This window comes from Gilliamella sp. ESL0254, assembly GCF_013344985.1.
GTDB lineage: Bacteria > Pseudomonadota > Gammaproteobacteria > Enterobacterales > Orbaceae > Gilliamella > Gilliamella bombicola.
On the sequence record NZ_JAAEDU010000001.1, the window covers coordinates 385296 to 405273 of the forward strand.

General features: G+C 39.0%; 20 protein-coding genes and 1 CRISPR repeat array (1 of these 21 running past the window's edge). Of the genes, 10 read left to right on the plus strand and 10 right to left on the minus strand.

Annotated elements, in window-relative coordinates:
- Window positions 1–202: 202 nt before the first annotated feature.
- From GYX25_RS01675 to rsmE, 7 genes are all read right to left on the minus strand, one after another.
- On the minus strand, window positions 203–1492 hold the full coding sequence (locus tag GYX25_RS01675) for a tetratricopeptide repeat protein (protein ID WP_174786538.1): 1290 nt from the start codon (window positions 1490–1492) through the stop codon (window positions 203–205).
- Between the two features lie 385 nt (window positions 1493–1877).
- Complete coding sequence (gene purM / locus GYX25_RS01680) at window positions 1878–2915, minus strand: phosphoribosylformylglycinamidine cyclo-ligase (protein WP_174786539.1); 1038 nt, start codon at window positions 2913–2915, stop codon at window positions 1878–1880.
- Window positions 2916–3014: 99 nt separating this feature from the next.
- Window positions 3015–3425, minus strand: coding sequence for a Holliday junction resolvase RuvX (gene ruvX / locus GYX25_RS01685; protein ID WP_091350877.1), 411 nt, complete (start codon window positions 3423–3425; stop codon window positions 3015–3017).
- Window positions 3426–3428: 3 nt separating this feature from the next.
- Window positions 3429–3986, minus strand: a complete 558-nt coding sequence (locus GYX25_RS01690; protein WP_091350879.1) for a YqgE/AlgH family protein — start codon at window positions 3984–3986, stop codon at window positions 3429–3431.
- A 21-nt stretch (window positions 3987–4007) separates the two neighbouring features.
- On the minus strand, window positions 4008–4460 hold the full coding sequence (locus tag GYX25_RS01695; RefSeq protein ID WP_091350881.1) for a GNAT family N-acetyltransferase: 453 nt from the start codon (window positions 4458–4460) through the stop codon (window positions 4008–4010).
- Window positions 4461–4463: 3 nt separating this feature from the next.
- Complete coding sequence (gene gshB, locus GYX25_RS01700) at window positions 4464–5420, minus strand: glutathione synthase (RefSeq protein WP_091350883.1); 957 nt, start codon at window positions 5418–5420, stop codon at window positions 4464–4466.
- A 229-nt stretch (window positions 5421–5649) separates the two neighbouring features.
- Window positions 5650–6375 carry a 16S rRNA (uracil(1498)-N(3))-methyltransferase gene (gene rsmE / locus GYX25_RS01705; protein ID WP_091350885.1) on the minus strand — a complete coding sequence of 242 codons (726 nt, stop codon included), beginning with the start codon at window positions 6373–6375 and terminating at the stop codon, window positions 5650–5652.
- 98 nt (window positions 6376–6473) lie between these two features.
- Between rsmE and folB the strand changes: the two genes are divergently transcribed.
- The 4 genes from folB to GYX25_RS01725 are packed head-to-tail and all read left to right on the plus strand — an operon-like array spanning window position 6474 to window position 8569.
- Window positions 6474–6842 carry a dihydroneopterin aldolase gene (folB, locus tag GYX25_RS01710; RefSeq protein ID WP_174786540.1) on the plus strand — a complete coding sequence of 123 codons (369 nt, stop codon included), beginning with the start codon at window positions 6474–6476 and terminating at the stop codon, window positions 6840–6842.
- 30 nt (window positions 6843–6872) lie between these two features.
- Window positions 6873–7874 (plus strand): MBL fold metallo-hydrolase, encoded by a 1002-nt coding sequence (locus GYX25_RS01715; protein WP_174786541.1) that lies wholly within the window; start codon window positions 6873–6875, stop codon window positions 7872–7874.
- Between the two features lie 58 nt (window positions 7875–7932).
- Window positions 7933–8139, plus strand: a complete 207-nt coding sequence (locus GYX25_RS01720) for a hypothetical protein (RefSeq protein ID WP_091350890.1) — start codon at window positions 7933–7935, stop codon at window positions 8137–8139.
- 1 nt (window position 8140) lies between these two features.
- The gene (locus GYX25_RS01725; RefSeq protein ID WP_091350892.1) at window positions 8141–8569 is read left to right on the plus strand and encodes an EamA family transporter; all 429 of its coding nucleotides are present in this window, start codon (window positions 8141–8143) and stop codon (window positions 8567–8569) included.
- A gap of 30 nt (window positions 8570–8599) precedes the next feature.
- Here the strand turns inward: GYX25_RS01725 and moeA are convergent, their stop codons facing one another.
- The 3 genes from moeA to rsmI all read right to left on the minus strand — a co-directional run bounded on the left by moeA (window position 8600) and on the right by rsmI (window position 11999).
- Complete coding sequence (gene moeA, locus GYX25_RS01730; RefSeq protein WP_174786542.1) at window positions 8600–9826, minus strand: molybdopterin molybdotransferase MoeA; 1227 nt, start codon at window positions 9824–9826, stop codon at window positions 8600–8602.
- 110 nt (window positions 9827–9936) lie between these two features.
- On the minus strand, window positions 9937–11028 hold the full coding sequence (gene ychF / locus GYX25_RS01735) for a redox-regulated ATPase YchF (RefSeq protein WP_091350896.1): 1092 nt from the start codon (window positions 11026–11028) through the stop codon (window positions 9937–9939).
- A 143-nt stretch (window positions 11029–11171) separates the two neighbouring features.
- Window positions 11172–11999, minus strand: a complete 828-nt coding sequence (rsmI, locus tag GYX25_RS01740; protein WP_091350898.1) for a 16S rRNA (cytidine(1402)-2'-O)-methyltransferase — start codon at window positions 11997–11999, stop codon at window positions 11172–11174.
- A 505-nt stretch (window positions 12000–12504) separates the two neighbouring features.
- Between rsmI and nlpD the strand changes: the two genes are divergently transcribed.
- The 6 genes from nlpD to GYX25_RS01770 all read left to right on the plus strand — a co-directional run bounded on the left by nlpD (window position 12505) and on the right by GYX25_RS01770 (window position 18614).
- Window positions 12505–13611, plus strand: a complete 1107-nt coding sequence (gene nlpD / locus GYX25_RS01745; RefSeq protein ID WP_174786543.1) for a murein hydrolase activator NlpD — start codon at window positions 12505–12507, stop codon at window positions 13609–13611.
- A 121-nt stretch (window positions 13612–13732) separates the two neighbouring features.
- A complete protein-coding gene (gene gpmA / locus GYX25_RS01750; RefSeq protein ID WP_065637836.1) occupies window positions 13733–14485 on the plus strand; it encodes a 2,3-diphosphoglycerate-dependent phosphoglycerate mutase in 753 nt (250 codons plus the stop codon).
- Between the two features lie 119 nt (window positions 14486–14604).
- Window positions 14605–15183 (plus strand): thymidine kinase, encoded by a 579-nt coding sequence (locus GYX25_RS01755; protein WP_141683378.1) that lies wholly within the window; start codon window positions 14605–14607, stop codon window positions 15181–15183.
- A gap of 313 nt (window positions 15184–15496) precedes the next feature.
- Window positions 15497–16090, plus strand: coding sequence for a UbiX family flavin prenyltransferase (locus GYX25_RS01760; RefSeq protein ID WP_174786544.1), 594 nt, complete (start codon window positions 15497–15499; stop codon window positions 16088–16090).
- Window positions 16091–16108: 18 nt separating this feature from the next.
- Window positions 16109–16555 (plus strand): hypothetical protein, encoded by a 447-nt coding sequence (locus GYX25_RS01765; protein WP_174786545.1) that lies wholly within the window; start codon window positions 16109–16111, stop codon window positions 16553–16555.
- A 361-nt stretch (window positions 16556–16916) separates the two neighbouring features.
- Window positions 16917–18614, plus strand: coding sequence for a hypothetical protein (locus GYX25_RS01770; RefSeq protein WP_174786546.1), 1698 nt, complete (start codon window positions 16917–16919; stop codon window positions 18612–18614).
- Window positions 18615–19957: 1343 nt separating this feature from the next.
- Window positions 19958–19978: direct repeats of the CRISPR family, unit length 28 nt; it runs 247 nt beyond the window's last position.

Consider the following 19978-nt stretch of genomic DNA (forward strand, 5'->3'; position numbering starts at 1 on the left):
ATTTAAGTTGATTCTCGATTAAATTAAATCGTTTAAAGAACTGAATCTATTTGTTGAAAAGTTCCAAGAAGAGAGCGGTGTTAATCTTTCCCAAATTAACAAGAAAGCGATTGAAAGTATAAAAAACGATTACGAGTCTATTTTATTAACGACGCAAAATAACGTTCATAAATGGCTTAAATAAAAAAGGGCATGTATGCCCTTATTGTTCAAGTGGGGGATAGCCTGGCCAGTAATTTTCAAATGGTAGCTCTCCCATAGTAATAGCATATTTACGCCAAAGTTGGGCTTGTGTAATATCTTGTGCTTCTCCTTTATAGTAGTAACTTAATAATGTCATGCATTTATAATATCCTTGTATTGATTCTTTAACAAAAAAACGCTCTTTTAATGGTGTAATTTCACCCACTGTTTCACCTAATATTACTGACCATGTTGGTCTTGTCCAATCATACATTGCCCCAACAGTACCTGTAAAATTTAACTGATAGATTCGATTGAAAAATTGAAATCGTTCAGTAATATAGTCTTCGTCGCTGGAATCATTTGGTTCAAATTTTTGTCGGCGTGGTTCTTTATAATATTTAAGTGTTGTCTTTAAAGAGTAACGAATATACATTTTATGGCTTATCATATGCCATAAATTATCGTCTGGTAAAATTTGGTAAGCCTGCTCTAGAGTCGTAAAAACTTTTGGTATATCTTGCTGAGTGCCAAGTCCTTGCATATACATAAAGGCCAGTGTTTTAAGTGCTGGTGCACAGTTTTGTTTAGCGGCCTTTTGGTATAACTCAAAGGCCTGTTTTTCGTCTTTTTCAACGCCGATACCAAATAAATAAAAATAAGCTAAATTGGTTTGAGCAAGGGCATGGCCTTTATTGGCCGCTTTTTGGTACCATTCAATGGCTTTAGCCAAATCAGGCTCAACGCCTTGACCAAATTCGCTCATTGGGTAAATTGCACGGGAATAAGGGTCAGAAGGTAGTTGAAACTCATAAGGAGCAAATTTGGCTTCGATATAGGGTAAATCAGGGTCAGTATTTTTGCCGTTTTCATCAAAAAAGTAGTTGCGGGGTGGTTTACCGCCGGAGCCGTTTTCGTAGATATAGCCAATACTATTTTGCGCATCTAGATTGCCTTGAGCTGCGGCTTTTTCAAACCAGCTTAATGCAATAGGAAAATTATTAAACTCATCGCGGTATATGGCACCTAAATTATATTGGGCTTTAGCCAGTCCTTGAGCCGCGGCTTTTTCGAACAGTAATCTGGCTTTGGTATGATAGCCTTTATGCAATAGGGCATCTTGATAATAAATTTCCCCAAGGCTATTTTGGGCATTGGCATCACCTTTATCGGCTAGTTTGGTACAAATAGCGATATTGGCTTCATCTTTTTTTAGTGGCAAACATTTTGTGTTGGTTTTAGCAGCACTAGGCAATGATAACCCAACTAACATAATCAATAAAAGGGATAATTTGGTGTGCGCTAACATAAAGTATTCCAGTTGATTGTTCGATAAAACATCAGTTTATCATAAAATATTTCTAGATAAAACAGACCATTAATGCCGAATAGCCTGGCACTGAAGATGAAATTTAAGTAGCGATTTACTACTGGAAATAGCCGCAAATTTTCACAACCAAAGCTGAATTTATTCTTCAATAAACAACAGATTTTTAAGGTAATGGGATATTTATGCAGAAACTTATGCAAGTTCATTTATTAAATGCATATTTCGTTTATAAAAAGATTAATACTCTTCAAAATAGTTTAGTTTTAGAGATCTGTTTATTTATATTGAAAGGTCTTAGCCAAAAAGACTTATATATTCCTCATGGTTTATGGTGTTTAGAAGAATAATATAAGTCATAAATTATTTACTTGATAATAACACGTTCACTTGATGTAGCATGCTTAATTTCACCTAATAACCACGCTTTTTCACCATGGTTATTTAGTAAGCTAATTGCTTTATCGGCTGACTGTTTAGGTAATGCGATAATTAAACCGACACCACAGTTGAAAGTTCGGTACATTTCGTGATGGCTAACATTGCCTACTTGTTGTAGCCAATTAAAGATGGCTGGCCATTGCCAACTTGCTTCATTAATGACTGCTTGAATATTTTCAGGTAAAACACGAGGAATGTTTTCCCAAAATCCGCCACCTGTAATATGGGCAATGGCGTGCACGTCAACTTGAGCGATAAGATCAAGAACAGACTTAACATAGATCTTCGTTGGTGCAAGTAAGTGATCGGCAAGTGGTTTGCCATTTAGCTTTTCGGTAGCAGGGTTTACGCCACTGACTTCAATAATTTTACGTACTAACGAATAGCCATTAGAATGAGCGCCGCTTGATGCTAATGCAATTAATGCATCACCGTCTTGCACTTTGCTACCGTCGATCATGGCAGACTTTTCAACGACGCCAACACAAAATCCTGCCAAATCATAGTCGTTGCCGTGATACATACCTGGCATTTCGGCCGTTTCACCGCCCACTAAAGCACAGCCTGATTGTTTACAACCTTCGGCAATGCCAGTCACTACAGTGGTTGCTACATCGACATCAAGTTTGCCGGTGGCATAATAATCAAGGAAGAATAAAGGTTCAGCACCTTGTACAATTAGATCGTTAACACACATGGCCACTAAATCAATACCAATTGATTCATGGCGGTTTAAATCCATTGCAAGACGTAATTTAGTACCCACACCATCAGTGCCTGATACCAAAATAGGTTCTTTATATTTTTGTGGAATAGCACACAGTGCGCCAAAGCCACCCAGTCCACCCATAACCTCAGGTCGCTTGGTTTCTTTAACGACAGATTTGATGCGATTAACAAGTTCATTGCCAGCATCAATATCGACACCAGCATCTTTATAACTGAGAGATTTATTATTTGACACAGCAAGCAATCCTTACAATAGAAAGTGGGCTACTATTTTAGCAAGGATGAAATTTAATGGCGATTAATTATTTACAAAATAACCAATTAATTAAAGTTGCTAATTATTTTCAAACCAACTTTCTAAAATAATAATGGCAGAAGTTGCATCTACATGGCCTTTTTCTAGTGCACGATAACCCCGTGAAGCAAAAATATGGGATTTTGCTTCAACGGTCGATAACCGCTCATCTTGTAAATGTACTTGATAACCAAATCTACCATGCAGGCGGTTAGCAAATTTACGAGCTCGTGCAGTTAATGGTTGCTCGGTTCCATCCATATTTAAAGGTAGTCCAACGACTAAAAAATCCGGCTTCCAGTCATTTAACACTTTTTCGATAGCTTGCCAGTTAGGAACGCCATCGCGCGCTTTAAAAGAACATAAAGGATTGGCTGTTTTAGTAATATCTTGACCAATAGCCGCTCCAATACTTGCTGTGCCAAAATCAAATGCAATAATTGTAGCCATAGGTTATGCATTACCCATTTGGTGTGACATAGTATTGATATTGATACCAAGTGATGCGGCTGCTTTTTGCCAACGTTCGTCAATAGAAACTTCATAAATAATTTTAGGATCAGCATTTGTTACCAACCAATCATTACGAGCAATTTCGCCTTCAAGTTGTAATGATTGCCAGCTAGAATATCCTAAAGCCAAAAAGATATTTTGCGGTTGCTCGGGGGAGCCGATTGATTTAAGCGCATCAAGTGAAGTGGTAATCATCACATCATCTGAAATCTGAATGCTAGAAGCAAACTCTTGTTGAGGTGTATGCAAAATAAACCCTTGCTCTTCAGCAAGTGGACCGCCACAAAACACAGGATGCTCTAATTCAGCACAACTTTTGGGTGACGTAATTTCTAACCGTGTAAGAACGGTTTCTACATTGAGCTCAACAATCGGTTTATTAATCATAATGCCCATGGCACCATCGCGGTTATGTTCGCAAATATAAATAACAGAACGACTAAACAACGAGTCATCCAATGTTGGCATAGCAATAATAAAATGATCTTTTAAATTCATAATCTCACATCTAGGTAACTTTTATAATGCACATTTGCCAATTTTAACGTTATGTTCAACATGACAGCGCATTAATAACTCAGGCTCATTGGTTTCTTCATTGATCGATTCTGAAACAATATCGAAATTCTGAGCAACATAAAAATCAATCGCCGCAGTATTCTTTTTATAAACATGTACTAATAGTTCATTGTGGCGCTGTTTGGCTTTATTAACTAACGCTTCACCGACACCTTGATGACGGTAATTTTGATCAACAAACAGTCCTGAAATATAGTTTTCGGTTAAACCAATAAACCCTTTTATGCCGCCAAGATCCTGCACGTATAAAGTGGACATTGGGATTAGCATTTTTACTAAATCATAATTTTGTTTAAAAAATTCAGGATCGATAAAGTCATGAGCTTGCAAATTACCTTGCAACCATATTGTCATAACGCTGTTTAAATCTTCGGGTTTATATTCTCTAATCATTGTTTAACTCTTTTTATTTAGTCGATGTTCAATTGCGTCCATTAACATACCGGTGATTGACAGATCAGGGTTGGCTGCTTCAATTTCGCGAACGCAAGTTGGGCTGGTAACGTTAATTTCGGTTAACTTATCACCAATAATATCAAGTCCTACAAACAAAAGGCCTTTTTCTTTTAAAACTGGCGCGATACTTTTAGCTATATGCCAATCACTTTCACTTAATGCTCTCACTTCTCCATGCCCACCTGCAGCAAGGTTACCACGCGTTTCGCCTTTTTGTGGGATTCGTGCTAAACAATAAGGTACAGGTTCGCCATCAACGACTAAAACACGCTTATCACCGTCTTTAATGGCAGGAATGAAGTTTTGTGCCATGCAATAACGCGTATTATGTTCAGTTAATGTTTCAATGATTACTGAAACATTAGGATCGTCTTGTTTGATTCTAAAAATCGATGATCCCCCCATACCATCTAACGGCTTTAAAATAATGTCATGGTGTTTTTGAAAAAACGCTTTAATTTGTTTTGTTTGGCGTGTAACTAGCGTTTGTGGTGTAAATTGTGCAAACCATGCCGTAAACAGTTTTTCGTTACAATCACGCAGACTTTGTGGTTTATTGACCACTAACACACCTTTATCTTCGGCGCGCTCTAAAATATAAGTAGCATAAATAAATTCGGTATCAAAAGGCGGATCTTTACGCATTAAAATCGTATCAAGGTCACTGAGTGGAATGGTCTGTTCTTGCCCAAGCTCGAACCAATGATCTTTATCGTTATAAACTGTCAAAGAACGAGTTGTGGCATAAGCTTCGCCGGTGTCTAAAAAAAGGTCGTTCATTTCAATATAAAAAAGTGCATAACCGCGTTTTTGTGCTTCAAGCAACATGGCGAAACTCGTGTCTTTTTTAATATTGATATGACTAATTGGGTCCATAACAATACCAAGTTTAATCATGGTAACTCCTTACTGATTCTTTGGGTTTTAGCGAACAATGATTGATAACGCGTATTATCCTATACTTGTTTACTGGGTTAGTTTGAACATGCGATAGTTAGTGTTTTAAATCACTATTAAAAGTGTGCTTGCAACTATCATACTCGTTACAGCTTAAGATGCAAAGCAAACATTAGTAATGTCGGGCTAATTTTCTCTATCGCAATAGAGTAAGCAATACGATTTTACCTTATCCTAAATCACCAAAATGTACTTGCAAAGCGGTTAGGGCAGTGAGTGCTGCTGTTTCGGTACGTAACACGCGTGGGCCAAGCAAAATATCAGTGAATTGATAATCATGTGTCATGTTAATTTCACTATCTGACAAACCACCCTCTGGGCCAATTAATAGACTAATATCCTGCTTACCACTAGGTAATTGCTTAACGCCATGTTTGGCTTTAGGGTGCAAATTTAAGCGTAACTGTGTTGTTAAACTGGCGCACCAAGTTTCAAGTTTGATTACAGGATGGATGATGGGTATGACATTACGACCACATTGTTCACAAGCTGAAATCACGATCTTTTGCCATTGTTGGACTTTTTTATCTAACCGTTCGGCATCCAATTTAACCCCACAGCGTTCAGAAAGTAGGGGCGTAATACTACTAACGCCTAACTCTACTGATTTTTGAATCGTAAATTCCATTTTTTCACCGCGTGATATTACTTGCCCCAAATGGATATCTAATGGTGATTCTCGATTGTCTAAAATGGACGAAGCTGTTTTGACTGTCACCGATTTTTTATGAACATCACAGATAACTGCTGGAGTAATTTGATTTGTTCCATCAAATAGAGTGATTTCTTCGCCCACTTTCATGCGCAATACACGAATAAGGTGGTTAAACGCATTATCATCTAGGGTAATAAGGCTATTTTGAGCAATCGTAAAAGGTTGAAAAATTCGCGTCATAATTGCTAGTATCTTAAAATATATTGCAATAAATTATAGCGTAATTTATCAAGATTCGGTAATCTCTATTTAAATAAACTAGGATTTTGGAATCTAGCATGAATACATACAGCAAAGATAGGGTATTAATTGAAGGATTAACCGTTCTAACTACCATAGGTGTTTACGAGTGGGAAAAGACCATCAAACAAAAACTCATACTTGATCTAGAAATGGCATGGGATAATAAACCCGCAGGTGAAAGCGACAAAGTATCGCTTTGTTTGGATTATTTCTTAGTTAGCCAAGCGATCACTCAATTTATTGAATCAAACCAATTTGAATTGATCGAAACGGTGGCGGAGCAGGTTGCTAAATTAATCATACAAAAATTTGCGGTACAATGGCTAAAAGTTAAAGTGTCTAAACCTAGTGCAATTGCTAATGCTAATAATGTTGCGGTGGTGATTGAACGTGTGGCGCATTAAAACAACTGACTAGTTGAAAAGACGATAACCATGACAAAACTTAAACAAGATTTAACGACTAAAAAAACACGTCAAACAGCTAAAGGCTTTCGGTATAATGGATCGTTTAAAATTAAAATAGGCGAATTTATACGTTGGCGTTTAACGCGTAGAGTATTACCACCTAAAGCGGGTTATTACGCTTTTAATCAATCATGGTTTGAACCAATAGATCTTAATTTGCCTGATGATAGGGTTTGGTGGATTGGTCACTCGACAACCTTAATTCGTTTAAGTGGTAAAATGATATTGACTGATCCAATCTTTTTTAAACGAGCTTCGCCATCGCAATGGATTGGTCCCAAACGCCGAACGCCGCCAGCTTTAAGCATCAAGCAATTACCACAAATTGATTTTATTGTCATTTCACACAACCATTATGATCACCTTAACTATCATAGCATTCACCAATTACTTACACGTTTCCCTAATATTGTGGTGATGGTTCCTTTAGGGTTAAAAAAAAACTTACTAAAATGGGGCGCTAAGCATGTTATTGAATTAGATTGGTGGGATTGTGTGACGATTGATGGACTTCGCTTTTCGGCCACTCCTGCTATACACTGGAGCAATCGTAGCTTGTTTGATGTAAATAAATCCTTGTGGTGTGGTTGGGTGATTCAATCTAATATTGATGATCAAAACCAATCAAAAACAGTCTATTTTATGGGCGATACCTGTTATTCTTCTGAGCTAAAAGAGATTGCTAAACACTTTCCATCAATTGATCTAGCATTAATTCCTATTGGCGCTTATGCACCACGTTGGTATATGCAATCACAACATATTGATCCACAACAAGCCGTACAGTTATATGACGAGCTTAATTGTCATTGTGCAATAGCCATCCATTGGGGAGCATTTGAGCTAGCCGATGAATCATTAGATGATCCCCCGCAATTGTTACACGCTCACAAAGCCGAACGTTGTTTTAACCTCATAAAAATAGGCGGCAGCCAAGCTATTAATCGTATTGATTCTAGAGTAAAATAGCTCAAATAAAAACAAACGTAATATGGTTATATTATATGTTTGCAAAAAGGAGGACGAAATGAAATCTGCCATTATAGGTTTATCTTGTTTAGTGTTCAGTTTGATATTAGTTGGTTGTGGCGGCAAAAACGACCAAGGCAAAACCTATCACTGGTCAAAAGCTCACGGAGTTTTAGAAGATTGTCGTGGTGTAATGAATAAATCACAACAATGTGAGACTAATTCAAATAACCAACAATATCTATTCAAAATCGACAGATACTAATATGAGTGCTTGGCTTATTTACGCGCTACTTTCTGCTATAACAGCAGCAAGTGTTGCTATTTTGGGAAAAATCGGCTTACAACACCTTGATGCAAACACCGCAACCGCTATTCGTGCTATTGTCATGGCCATTTTTTTAGTTGGTGTTGTGGTTATACAAGGAAAGCTCAACCTTATCAATACCTTTTTTAACGACAAAAAAGCTTTACTCATTATTGCGCTTAGTGGTATTGCGGGGGCACTATCTTGGCTGTTTTACTTTATGGCAATTAAAGAAGGCAAAGTGTCACAAGTTGCGCCAATTGATAAATTAAGTGTTGTTTTTGCGGTCGTGTTTTCCGTAATTTTATTTGGCGAAAAGATCTCGTTGTTAGCGGGGATTGGTGTTGCCATGATTGCAGCTGGCGCGATATTAGTTGCACTATTTTGATAGTTAATAGTGCATTAATCTAAACATAGGCTACTTTAGTAGCGCATTAAACAGCTCAACAGTAACTAGTTCACCTTTAGCAACATTGCCCCGTTCTTGTTCAAGCACAATAAAACAGTTTGCTTGGTTAAATGACTGCGTAATATGAGAACCTTGCTGCCCAGTTGTGCTCACTTCTAATTCACCCTGTGCATTGATTTGTAACACACCACGTTGAAAGTCCAATCTACCAACGCTTTTTTTAAGATTTGTTGCTGTTTTAACTTTAAAGCTCAACTCCATGGACGAATCTTCAAGCCCTGAAAGCGCTAAAATCAACGGTTGCACTAATTGGTAAAATGTCACCAAAGCCGAAACAGGATTACCCGGCAAACCACAAAATAGTGCATTGCCTATTTTACCAAAGGCAAACGGTTTGCCTGGTTTTATTGCCATTTTCCAAAAGTTAATTGTGCCCAACTCTTCTAAGGCCGCTTTGGTATAATCGGCATCACCGACCGAAACTCCCCCACTGGTTACCACCAAATCAGCCTGACTTGATGCTGTCATTAACGCTTGTTTAATTTGGATGGGATCATCAGCAATAATACCCAGATCAACCACCTCGCAGTTAAGCTTGCTCAATAATAATTTTAACGTAAAACGATTGCTATCATAAATAGCACCATTGCCCGATAATGGCTCACCAATGGGGGTTAATTCGTTACCGGTTGATAAAATAGCTACTTTCAACTTTCTAAACACAACAAGCTCACCAATGCCTAATGTTGCCAATGTTGATAGAGTCGGTATTGTTAATTTCGTTCCTTTGTTGACAGTGATTGCATCTTGTTTAACATCTTCACCCATACGACGGATATTATCGCCGGCTTTCACCTCTCTTAAAAAAGTGATACCCAAATCTGATTTTTCGGTCTGCTCTTGCATAACAACCGCATCAGCATCATTTGGCACTGGAGCCCCCGTCATAATGCGCAAACAGGTGCCTTTTGGCCAATGAAGATTGCTTATATCATCACCAGCAAAAATCGCGCCCGCTTGTGGTAACAACGTAGATTGCTTAAGATCAGCTAACCGAACAGCATAACCATCCATTGCCGAATTATCGAATCCAGGCACATTAATAGGCGAAACCACATTTTCAGCGGTGATCCGATCTAGCGCATCAAATAACCCAACCTTTTCGCTAGTTAGTGATTTTATGGTGGATACGCTTTGCAGTATTTGTTGTTTGGCTTGTTGAAAAGTGAGTAACATAAAAGTTAAATATCCTTATGTTTATCAGTCCACTACAAATTAGTAGATTTGACAAAATTTATAGGTAACCCATATAACAACGTCGCCAAAAGGCGACGTAAAATTATCAATTACACATTAAATAAGAAATTCATAATATCGCCATCTTGCACGACATACTCTTTACCTTCAGCACGCATTTTGCCCGCCTCTTTAGCGCCTTGCTCACCGCCATATTTAATAAAATCATCAAAAGCGATGGTTTGCGCACGGATAAAGCCCTTTTCGAAGTCAGTATGAATTTTGCCTGCTGCTTGTGGCGCCGTATCACCAATCGAAATCGTCCATGCTCGAACTTCTTTAACACCTGCGGTAAAATAAGTTTGCAGGTTAAGTAAGCTGTATCCAGCGCGAATCACTCGATTTAAGCCTGGTTCGGTTAAGCCTAAATCTTGCATAAACTCGTCACGATCAGCATCATCAAGCTCAGCAAGCTCTGCTTCAATTGCCGCACAAACTGGTACCACAACAGCTTTTTCTTGTTCTGCTATTGCTTTGACTTTATCTAAATAAGGATTATTTTCAAAACCGTCTTCATTGACATTTGCAATGTACATGGTTGGTTTTAATGTTAAAAAGCTAAGGTATTTGATAGCTTCAAGTTCTTCTTTGCTAAAATCCAATAACAACAGTTTCTTACCTTGTTCAAGATGAGGCAAACACTTTTCAAGGATTTCTAGTTCAAATTTAGCGTCTTTATCGCCACCTTTAGCACGTTTTTGTAGGCGTGTTATTGCCCGTTCGCAAGCTTCAAGGTCGGATAGGGCAAGTTCGGTGTTAATAATTTCGATATCTTCAGCAGGATCTATTTTGCCTGCGACGTGAATAATATTGTCGTTTTCAAAGCAACGCACAACATGACCGATTGCTTCGGTTTCACGAATGTTAGCTAAAAATTGATTTCCTAAACCTTCACCTTTCGACGCGCCTTTAACTAAACCAGCAATATCAACAAATTCCATGGTTGTTGGCAAAGTGCGTTGTGGTTTAACAATTTTAGCCAGCTCATCTAAACGTGGATCGGGCATTGGCACAACGCCAGTATTTGGCTCGATAGTACAAAACGGAAAGTTAGCTGCCTCAATGCCTGCTTTAGTTAGTGCGTTAAAAAGCGTTGACTTACCTACATTCGGTAATCCGACAATCCCACATTTAAATCCCATACTGTTTGTTACCTTTTATCATAAAATGTTATAAAAATTGCGGGGGATTATATCAAATAACGCACTTTGTACCAATGATCTTATTGCTGATTTTACTTTGTTTAGTAATTCAATCGTAACGCTTTACTATTAGCTTGGTAAAATTATTCTTCTAACATCAATCCAATTTGATAAAGCTGATTCTTTTTTAGCCCATGAATTTCGGCCGTGATCGCAGCGGCTTTTTTAAGGGGTAACTCTTTTTGCAATAACTTAAGGGTATTAATGGCTTTTTGATCAACATCATTCTCTGTTTTTGCATGACCTTCAACAATCAAAACAAATTCGCCTTTTTGCCGATTGGCATCCTCGTTTAGCCATGCAATAAGCTGATTTACGGTAAAGCTGACGATGGTTTCCCATGTTTTGGTGAGTTCTTTGGCCAACACAACACGCTTATCGGCGCCAAAAACGGTTTGCATATCTTGTAACGTATCTAACAAACGGTGGGTTGATTCATAAAAAATCATGGTACGTGGCTCATCGACTAATTGGGACAAACTATCTTGCCGAGCTTTACTTTTTGCTGGCAAAAAGCCTTCATAACTAAATTTATCAGAAGGCAACCCAGCAACAGACAATGCCGCAATAGCAGCACAAGCACCGGGAATAGGGACGACCTGAATATCATTATCACGGCAAGCCTTAACCAAATGATACCCTGGATCATTAATTAGTGGCGTACCGGCATCTGAAATTAAAGCAATAGACAAGCCGGATTTTAATTTCTCAATCAGAAGATGAGACTTTTCTTGCTCATTATGATCATGCAAAGCAAACAGCTTCGCCTTAATGCCAAGATGTTGTAAAAGTAGACCGCTATGGCGAGTATCTTCAGCCGCAATAAGATCAACGCTTTTAAGCGTATTGATTGCTCTAAGCGTAATATCATCTAAGTTTCCGATTGGTGTTGCAACGATATATAAAGTCATTATTTTAAATCACATTAAATTTTTATAGAAATACGGTAAAGATACTGTACGAAAGCCTATTTTATTGTATATACTCATTACTTTCAAAATAAATCCGACAAAGCAAACGAAATAGCGAACATCCCAAGTGCAAAAATGACTAACTAATAGCAAATTTCCTGCATATAACTTTCGCTTACAGATTGATTAATAAAGGATTTAAAAAAGAATCAAATCACATAAATAAAAACAAACAAATAGTGGTGTAATGTCAAATTAATATGCATACTCACGGTTATTAATCACTAAAATAGACTAATAAAATTGATGAGAAAAGATAATCAGCTAAAAAATATCGATTATATTAGGCAAATTATTGATGAATTTGTTGATTTAATCGATAAGTAATCAATATAATAATTTTTTTGATAATAACTTATTTGATAATAGCTTTTTGCTGTAAAAACGCTAAAATGTGCAAATAGAATGCTATTGAACGCAAATTAGCCAAAAACAAAATTCACGAATGAAAGGTGTTGCTTTGAAAAAAATACTGACATTAAGTTGCTTAAGTTTGCTGATTGCTGCTTGTACACAAACTGAGCAGGCCGAAATTGAAGACATTTCTGGCGCAGGTGGACCATCAACGTCCTCTGTCTATACTAAACCACCAGCTAACATCTCAACAGGGGGAAGAATATCTTCTACTCCTACTACTTATAATCCACCTTCATCAACACAGACGGCGGTAACAAACACACAAACAGCTCATACTACTAATAATGCCAGCAACAACAGCCACCATGGCACGGTAATTAGTAACGAGCGCATTGTTTATAACCGTAATTATGAAGATATTCCCAAAGGGGGATATAAAGGCGACACCTACACAGTTAAACGTGGTGATACCTTATTTTACATTGCGTGGGTAACAGGTAATGATTACCGCTCATTAGCGGCTAAAAACAACATCAAAGAACCTTTTGCTGTTAATGTTGGACAAGTGTTAGACGTCAGTGGGGGAACGGTTGTTGTAACCCAAAAAACCACAACAAATCACACAACATCAAACAAGGCCAATAAAGATGACACAAGCATCGCGGCAAGTCAGGTTAAAACCAAACCAACAATAACTAAAACAACAACGACTTCGGTTACCACCACGGATCAAAATCAACAACCAACTACGACCGAAACAACCGAAACAGTTACTGAACCATTAGATTCAGCTAGCAGTATACCAACTACAACTCCTCCAAAATCAAATGTCGCTAACATTGCATGGCAATGGCCATCAAAAGGTAAAATTATTGAAAAATTCTCAAGTGCAAGCAAAGGTATTGATATATCGGGTTCACTTGGCGACAAAGTGATGGCAGCGGCAGATGGACGAGTGGTGTATTCGGGCAATGCGTTGCCGGGGTATGGCAATTTAATTATCATCAAACATAACGATGACTACTTAACGGCTTATGCGCACAACCAATCTATATTAGTTAAAGAACAACAAACCGTGCGTGCAGGTGAACAAATTGCCACAATGGGGGCAACAGGTACCTCGTCGGTTAGATTACACTTTGAAATTCGATACAAAGCGCAATCAGTTGATCCGTTAAAATACTTACCAAAATAGCAAGCGTTTTGCGTTAATCGATTAACGCAAAACCAATGGATATGCTCAGCAACAGCTAAGTCTATCCATAAAAGAACAGGATATACTAAAATTAAATCTACGTAATAAAGGAGTTATACTCATGGCTGTAAAAAAATTAGTGCTTATTCGACATGGAGAAAGTGTTTGGAACCAAGAAAACCGTTTTTGTGGTTGGACTGATGTTGATTTATCTGACAAAGGTAACAAAGAAGCGGCTGAAGCAGGTAAATTGCTAAAAAAAGAAGGTTTCACATTTGATTATGCCTACACATCAGTATTAAAGCGCGCTATTCACACATTATGGCACGTTTTAGATGAAGTTGATCAAGCATGGTTACCGGTTGAAAAAAGTTGGAAATTAAATGAACGTCACTATGGTGCATTACAAGGTTTAAACAAAGCTGAAACAGCAGCAAAATATGGTGATGACCAAGTAAAATTATGGCGTCGTGGCTTTGCAATCACTCCACCAGCACTTGAAAAATCAGACGAACGCTTCCCTGGTCACGATTCTCGTTACAGCAAATTACCAGAATCAGAACTACCATTAACCGAAAGCTTAGCATTAACCATCAAACGCGTATTACCTTACTGGGAATCAACTATTGCCCCACGTGTAGCTAAAGGTGAGCGTGTTATTATTGCCGCTCACGGTAACTCACTACGTGCATTAGTAAAACACCTAGATAATATCAGCGATGACGACATCATTGAACTTAACATCCCAACAGGTGTGCCATTAGTGTACGAATTTGATGACAACATGAAAGTTATCAAACACTATTACCTAGGCAACGCAGACGAAATCGCGGCAAAACAAGCAGCGGTTGCAAACCAAGGTAAAGCAAAATAATTATTTCTTAAACAAACAAAAAGGTAGGTTATTTAACTTACCTTTTTTATTATCTGCATAATGGCTTTTTATTCATCCATTTTTATTGACTGACTTATTTTAATTTTGAGAGCGTTATTTTGTCTAAGATCTACTATATATATGGCGTAATGAATGCCGGCAAATCTACCGAATTACTTCAAATTGACCACAACTACCTAAGTAACAACATGCAAACGTTACTGCTTAAATCATCGGTTGACACGCGTGACTCCGCAGTTGAAATCGTCTCGCGTTTAGGGTTACGCAAAAAAGCGTTACAGCTTGATGACACAACGGTTGATAGCATCATAGAGCACATCAAACAAAGCAACTACGCTTGCATACTCATTGACGAAAGCCAATTCCTGTCACGCAACACCATCTGGAAACTTTCCGATGTCTGTGACGAACAAGGCGTACCCATCATGTTTTTTGGCATCAAAACCGATTATATGGGACATTTATTTGAAGGTTCAAAAACACTACTCGAAATTGCCGACAACTTTAGAGAGCTCAAAACCGTATGTTGGTGTGGAAAAAAAGCCACCATGATCTTATTAGAAGGTGAAGACGGACAAATTGTAAAATTTGGTAACTCCATCCATCTTGGCGACAGCGAATACCACTCAGTATGCCGAAAACATTGGAAAGCAGGTCAAATAAGACCTAAAAGCTGATCTTTTTATATATTTCACACTTATTCCTACATATAGACTACATTTATCAGTGAGCCTATAGGATAGTGAAAAAGTGTGAATAAACTCAACCCAATAAACAACTAGCTTCCCCCCTAATTTATATATTATTAATGCAATAACCATGTTCGTAACTATCTGCTACTTGATTCACTATCAATAGATAGGTATAGTCAATCCTTTCATAGCAAGCTTTAGTATCGCTTATTTTTTTAAAGTATCATTTGATTGGTTAACTACTTAAAATAGTGATTAACAATTTTTATTGCAATTTGATATTAATAAAGGAACCAACATGACACAACAGCGGATAGTGATTGGCATTAGTGGCGCAACCGGGTTTGCGTACGGAATAAAAGCCCTAACGCTTTTAAAACCACTCAACATCCAAACACACTTAGTGATCTCAAAAGCGGCACACATCACGCGTGCTCACGAAGCGCCCGATCTAAGTTTAGCTCAAATCGCATCACTGGCCGACAAGGTCTACCCCGTTAACAACATTGGTGCTGCCATTGCAAGTGGCTCATTTAAAACTATGGGCATGCTAATTGCCCCTTGCTCAATGCGCACGCTTGCCGCCATAGCACAAGGCCTATCTGATAATTTACTGACTCGCGCTGCCGATGTTGTATTAAAAGAACGCCGTCGCTTAGTGCTAATGGTCCGCGAATCGCCTTTTAACCTAGCACATCTAAAAAACATGGAAACAATCACCCTTATGGGCGGCGTTATTTGTCCACCTGTGCCTGCGTTATATCAACATATTAACAGCATTGATGACATCATCACCCACAGTGTTGCCAGAGCGCTCGACTTATTTGGAATTGATATCCCAACACTACCACGCTGGGGTGAAGACCTGCACCTAAATAACAAACCCGAATAACTCCCACAAGCCCAAACTATGCAAGCCGATCCTAAAATCACCAAATTTATCAAAAAGAACCATGTATTAACGCTCAGCGTCATCTTACCCGACAACACTCCATGGGCATGCAATACCTTCTATGCATTTGATGAACAGCTAATGCACCTATATCTTCTTTCCGAACTAAAAACCCAACACGCCAAAGCCATGATAATGCACCCTCAGGTGGCAGGAACAATTAGTATCACTCCCAAAACCATTGCACAAATCCAAGGCATCCAATTCCAAGCTAAAGCAACCCAATTACAAAATGAACAAGCCGAACAAGCCGAACAAGCCTATAGACAATATTATCGAGCGTTTCCTTTTGCAAGAGTCATCAAAGCGCCGATTTGGGCATTAGAACTGCAAAGCATAAAAATGACCAACAACTTGTTAGGATTTGCCAAAAAAACGCATTGGGTAAAACAACAAAACAGATAAAATAAAAGATCCTTCGTCCACCCTGAAAAAGTTTGGGGTGTTTTTTTGTTAAAAAACAACGTAATTACCATCCAAAAAGTGGTCAGGAAAGGTATTGATTTTATTCAATTTTTTATTTATTGGTTTTTAGCCAAAAACCACCAGCAAAAGTCGTCCCCAGTAGCCCGCCAACATAGGCTGACTCGTTCTTTAACAAAACTTTACAAATTTTTAACAAAAAAGGTAGCGCATTATTGGTCAAGCGGTTATAATTTAAGCGCTTTCAAAGCAAGGGATTGCTCATTAGTCGAGCAGTCAGTTATAAAAAATCTAAATAAAACAAAAAATTACTTGACAGGATGATCGAAATGCATTACCATTTATGGCATCTGGCATCTGGCATCTGGCCTGCCAAACCTACGCCTTAATTCTTTTTCAATTTCACCGTAGTCTAAAACAGACACAGTTCTTATTTTCATCACCGAGGTCATTTCGCGTAGCGAAATCGGAGCCGTTATCGGCAGGGTTATCGCCGAGGTCAAGGCGTTTACCTCTTCTATCTAAATTTTCAGGTTTACCAAGTTTACCAAGCTTATCAGGCTTATCAGGTTTACTCAGCTTACTTAGATTATTTAGATTCCTTAAATCGGCGTTGTTCTTCGTGGCATTGTTGTTGTTGTCATATACACAGAGTTCTGTGGCATTAACGCCTTGTTCACAGCCATTCATGGCGTGTACTTCAAGGGTAATAGAGGGTAGTGCGCCGTATTTAGCGTTCAACTATGGTCTAACAAAGGCAACAGATACAGACAGTTTGTTGTCTATAAGGTTGGAGGATGGTCGGGTAATCAGGCCATCTACTAATACATCAAGCGTATCAAATCCAATAAGCTTACCTCGTGCAGGTAGTAGATTGGGAGATATAGGAATGATATTCCCACCATTAACAGCTAGTTCAGTGAGTTTAAGTGATTTAGCCACAAGGTTTGGTTATTGGCGAGATGATGATGGAGATGAGCCGGCAGCAAATGGTATATCAGGGAGTATATCGGCATCCTTTACAGATAAGGATGGCAATGATGTTAGTTTTAATGAAGAATTAAGTGGATGTAAGGCGCCTTATAGGGTAACTTTAAGTAGTACAGAGGGATATTTACAGACCCAGTACGGTGTTCCTAATAGGACCAATTTTAGCAGTCAGAGGGTGACATATTATATCAATCCGTATGGTGTTACTGGTGGTCCTGTTACTTGTTACTTTGCGAGTAGCGCAAGGCCGAATCTCGTCTATGGCACAGGCAATTACGCCGGCCCATCTAACATATGGGACCCTAATAAGGGTTTTTTAACTCAGTCAACTGATTCATCCTCTTACGACCGAAATTTTCCTACAACGGGTGCTGATGGGTTGTATTTTGACTTAGAGATGCCTACTGGAGTTAATGCAAGTCAGTTGACATGGTCTGTTGTCACGAATGGTGATATAACAGCTACGGTGACAAGTGTAGCAGCTAATGATAGATGGATTCCTAGTGTTGATAGAGGAAAAGTTGTCGCACGAGTTAAGTTAAGTGGTCCTAGGGCTGATGATACTCAGAAAAATTCAAGTAATCCTAGTCCGCTAGATGTCCCCTCTTTGCCACAGACATTTGAGTTAGTCGGTAGGGATAGTCGAGGTCATGGGGTGAGGTATGGGTTTGTCTTAAAACAGTGGTTCGTCAATCGGGGTAATAAAGATGATACTCAGTCTAACCAATCCACTTGGTGTAGTAGTTTGGGTTATCGTTTGCCACGGATTAAGGATTTAACTAACGCGAAGTGTGGTACATCTTCTTCTTCATTTCCTTGTGTAAATGGCATAGATGGCGCCACGCCTAACTCATCTATTAATAATTACATGCGTTACATAGGTGCAGGTTTTTTCACGGAGTGGGGCTACATGTCCCACTACGCTGATTTGGACTTTGGCAGCACCTACTACTGGACGAGCGACAATGGCTTCGATGTCTCCCCGCACTTTGGCAGAGTCTTCTTGCGCGGTGCCGGCTACGACCGTCGTGGCCTTTGTTCCACACCTTAGTTTTTATTGCTTATTCTTTAATCCTTGGGCTGCGGGGGCGGTTATGGTTCAGATAGAGGACAATCTAACCAAGAATAACGCCCCCGCGTAAGTTGGGGCATTTTCCTTAGGGTTGCGCTGTTGCGGTTTAAATTTGTGGTCTATTTATAGTACGGCAAGGTTTCGGACGTTTTGACCTTGGGTGAACAAAATAGCTACAGTGACCACGTCCGAGCAAAGGGAATTAAAGCGAATTCCCTTTGCAATCCCACGCTTTGGCTACAGAATGTGGCCGGCACTACTCGTATCATCCTGATACTCGCCTCTGCGAGGCCATCTTCGCTTTGCTCAGATGTTCAAATTTGTTCCAGACAAATTTGTCCGCCGCCGCTCGGTCTTAACGCACCGTTTGTGGACGCGCTCCCGGCGCACCACAAACTCGCCAAACATCCCTGTTTGGCGTGCTAACCTCACTCTGTTGTCGGCACATTCTGACGCCGGAATAAGACAGACAACATAGCCATCGTTTTTGGGATGGGTTATTGTGTTTTTATAAGGCAGTTTTTGTTAAAAAACAGCTAGAAAAAAACTTCAATAAAATCAATGCCTTTCCTGACCGATTTTTAGCGGAAAATCAGGCCTTTTTGGGGTGGTGGATAGAATAAATTAAGTGCGCAGGTTTCGGACGTTTTGACCTTGGGTGAACAAAATAGCCACAGTGACCACGTCCGAGCAAAGGGAATTAAAGCGAATTCCCTTTGCAATCCCGCGCTTTGGCTACAGAATGTGGCCTACGGCACTACTCGTATCATCCTGATACTCGCCTCTACGAGGCCACCTTCGCTGTGCTCAGATGTTCAAATTTGTTCCAGACAAATTTGTCCGCCGTCGCTCGGTCTTAACGCACCGTTTGTGATGCGTTCCAGACGCAGCACAAACTCGCCAAACATCCTTGTTTGGCGTGCTAACCTCGCTCTGTTGTCGGCACATTCTGACGCCGGAACAAGACAGACAGCATAATCTTAGGTGTTTTTTTTGTGAGTTGTTTTTGTGTTAAAAATCAATGAAGTTACATCCAAAAAGTGGTCAGGAAAGGTATTGATTTTATTGAAGTTTTTATTTTGCCGTTTTCAAGCTAAATCAAACACTTACACAACCTAAGCAAAGCGCCGACATACAACAAATCAACAAAACCACGAATAGCGCCCTAATAACAGCAAATTAACCGCTCCAAACCCTTTTTTTAACGACAATTTAAAATTAAATAAAATCAATAAATTATAAAACACCTCATAAAAAGGGTTTTCAAAGACGAAATTGTTGTTTATCTTTATACAGCAAGATTTATCAAATCTTGAGCTCTACCTTAACGCCGTGTAGGCGGT

Bases quoted from the DNA above. Each gene is read 5' to 3' on its own strand.
- GYX25_RS01765 (WP_174786545.1), top strand. From the start codon at position 16,109: ATGCAAGCCGATCCTAAAATCACCAAATTTATCAAAAAGAACCATGTA.
- GYX25_RS01695 (WP_091350881.1), bottom strand. From the start codon at position 4,460: ATGATTAGAGAATATAAACCCGAAGATTTAAACAGCGTTATGACAATA.
- GYX25_RS01675 (WP_174786538.1), bottom strand. From the start codon at position 1,492: ATGTTAGCGCACACCAAATTATCCCTTTTATTGATTATGTTAGTTGGG.
- GYX25_RS01720 (WP_091350890.1), top strand. From the start codon at position 7,933: ATGAAATCTGCCATTATAGGTTTATCTTGTTTAGTGTTCAGTTTGATA.
- GYX25_RS01760 (WP_174786544.1), top strand. From the start codon at position 15,497: ATGACACAACAGCGGATAGTGATTGGCATTAGTGGCGCAACCGGGTTT.
- ruvX (WP_091350877.1), bottom strand. From the start codon at position 3,425: ATGGCTACAATTATTGCATTTGATTTTGGCACAGCAAGTATTGGAGCG.
- gshB (WP_091350883.1), bottom strand. From the start codon at position 5,420: ATGATTAAACTTGGTATTGTTATGGACCCAATTAGTCATATCAATATT.
- GYX25_RS01690 (WP_091350879.1), bottom strand. From the start codon at position 3,986: ATGAATTTAAAAGATCATTTTATTATTGCTATGCCAACATTGGATGAC.
- GYX25_RS01725 (WP_091350892.1), top strand. From the start codon at position 8,141: ATGAGTGCTTGGCTTATTTACGCGCTACTTTCTGCTATAACAGCAGCA.
- nlpD (WP_174786543.1), top strand. From the start codon at position 12,505: ATGAAAGGTGTTGCTTTGAAAAAAATACTGACATTAAGTTGCTTAAGT.
- ychF (WP_091350896.1), bottom strand. From the start codon at position 11,028: ATGGGATTTAAATGTGGGATTGTCGGATTACCGAATGTAGGTAAGTCA.
- folB (WP_174786540.1), top strand. From the start codon at position 6,474: ATGAATACATACAGCAAAGATAGGGTATTAATTGAAGGATTAACCGTT.
- rsmE (WP_091350885.1), bottom strand. From the start codon at position 6,375: ATGACGCGAATTTTTCAACCTTTTACGATTGCTCAAAATAGCCTTATT.
- rsmI (WP_091350898.1), bottom strand. From the start codon at position 11,999: ATGACTTTATATATCGTTGCAACACCAATCGGAAACTTAGATGATATT.
- GYX25_RS01770 (WP_174786546.1), top strand. From the start codon at position 16,917: ATGGCATCTGGCATCTGGCATCTGGCCTGCCAAACCTACGCCTTAATT.
- moeA (WP_174786542.1), bottom strand. From the start codon at position 9,826: ATGTTACTCACTTTTCAACAAGCCAAACAACAAATACTGCAAAGCGTA.
- gpmA (WP_065637836.1), top strand. From the start codon at position 13,733: ATGGCTGTAAAAAAATTAGTGCTTATTCGACATGGAGAAAGTGTTTGG.
- GYX25_RS01715 (WP_174786541.1), top strand. From the start codon at position 6,873: ATGACAAAACTTAAACAAGATTTAACGACTAAAAAAACACGTCAAACA.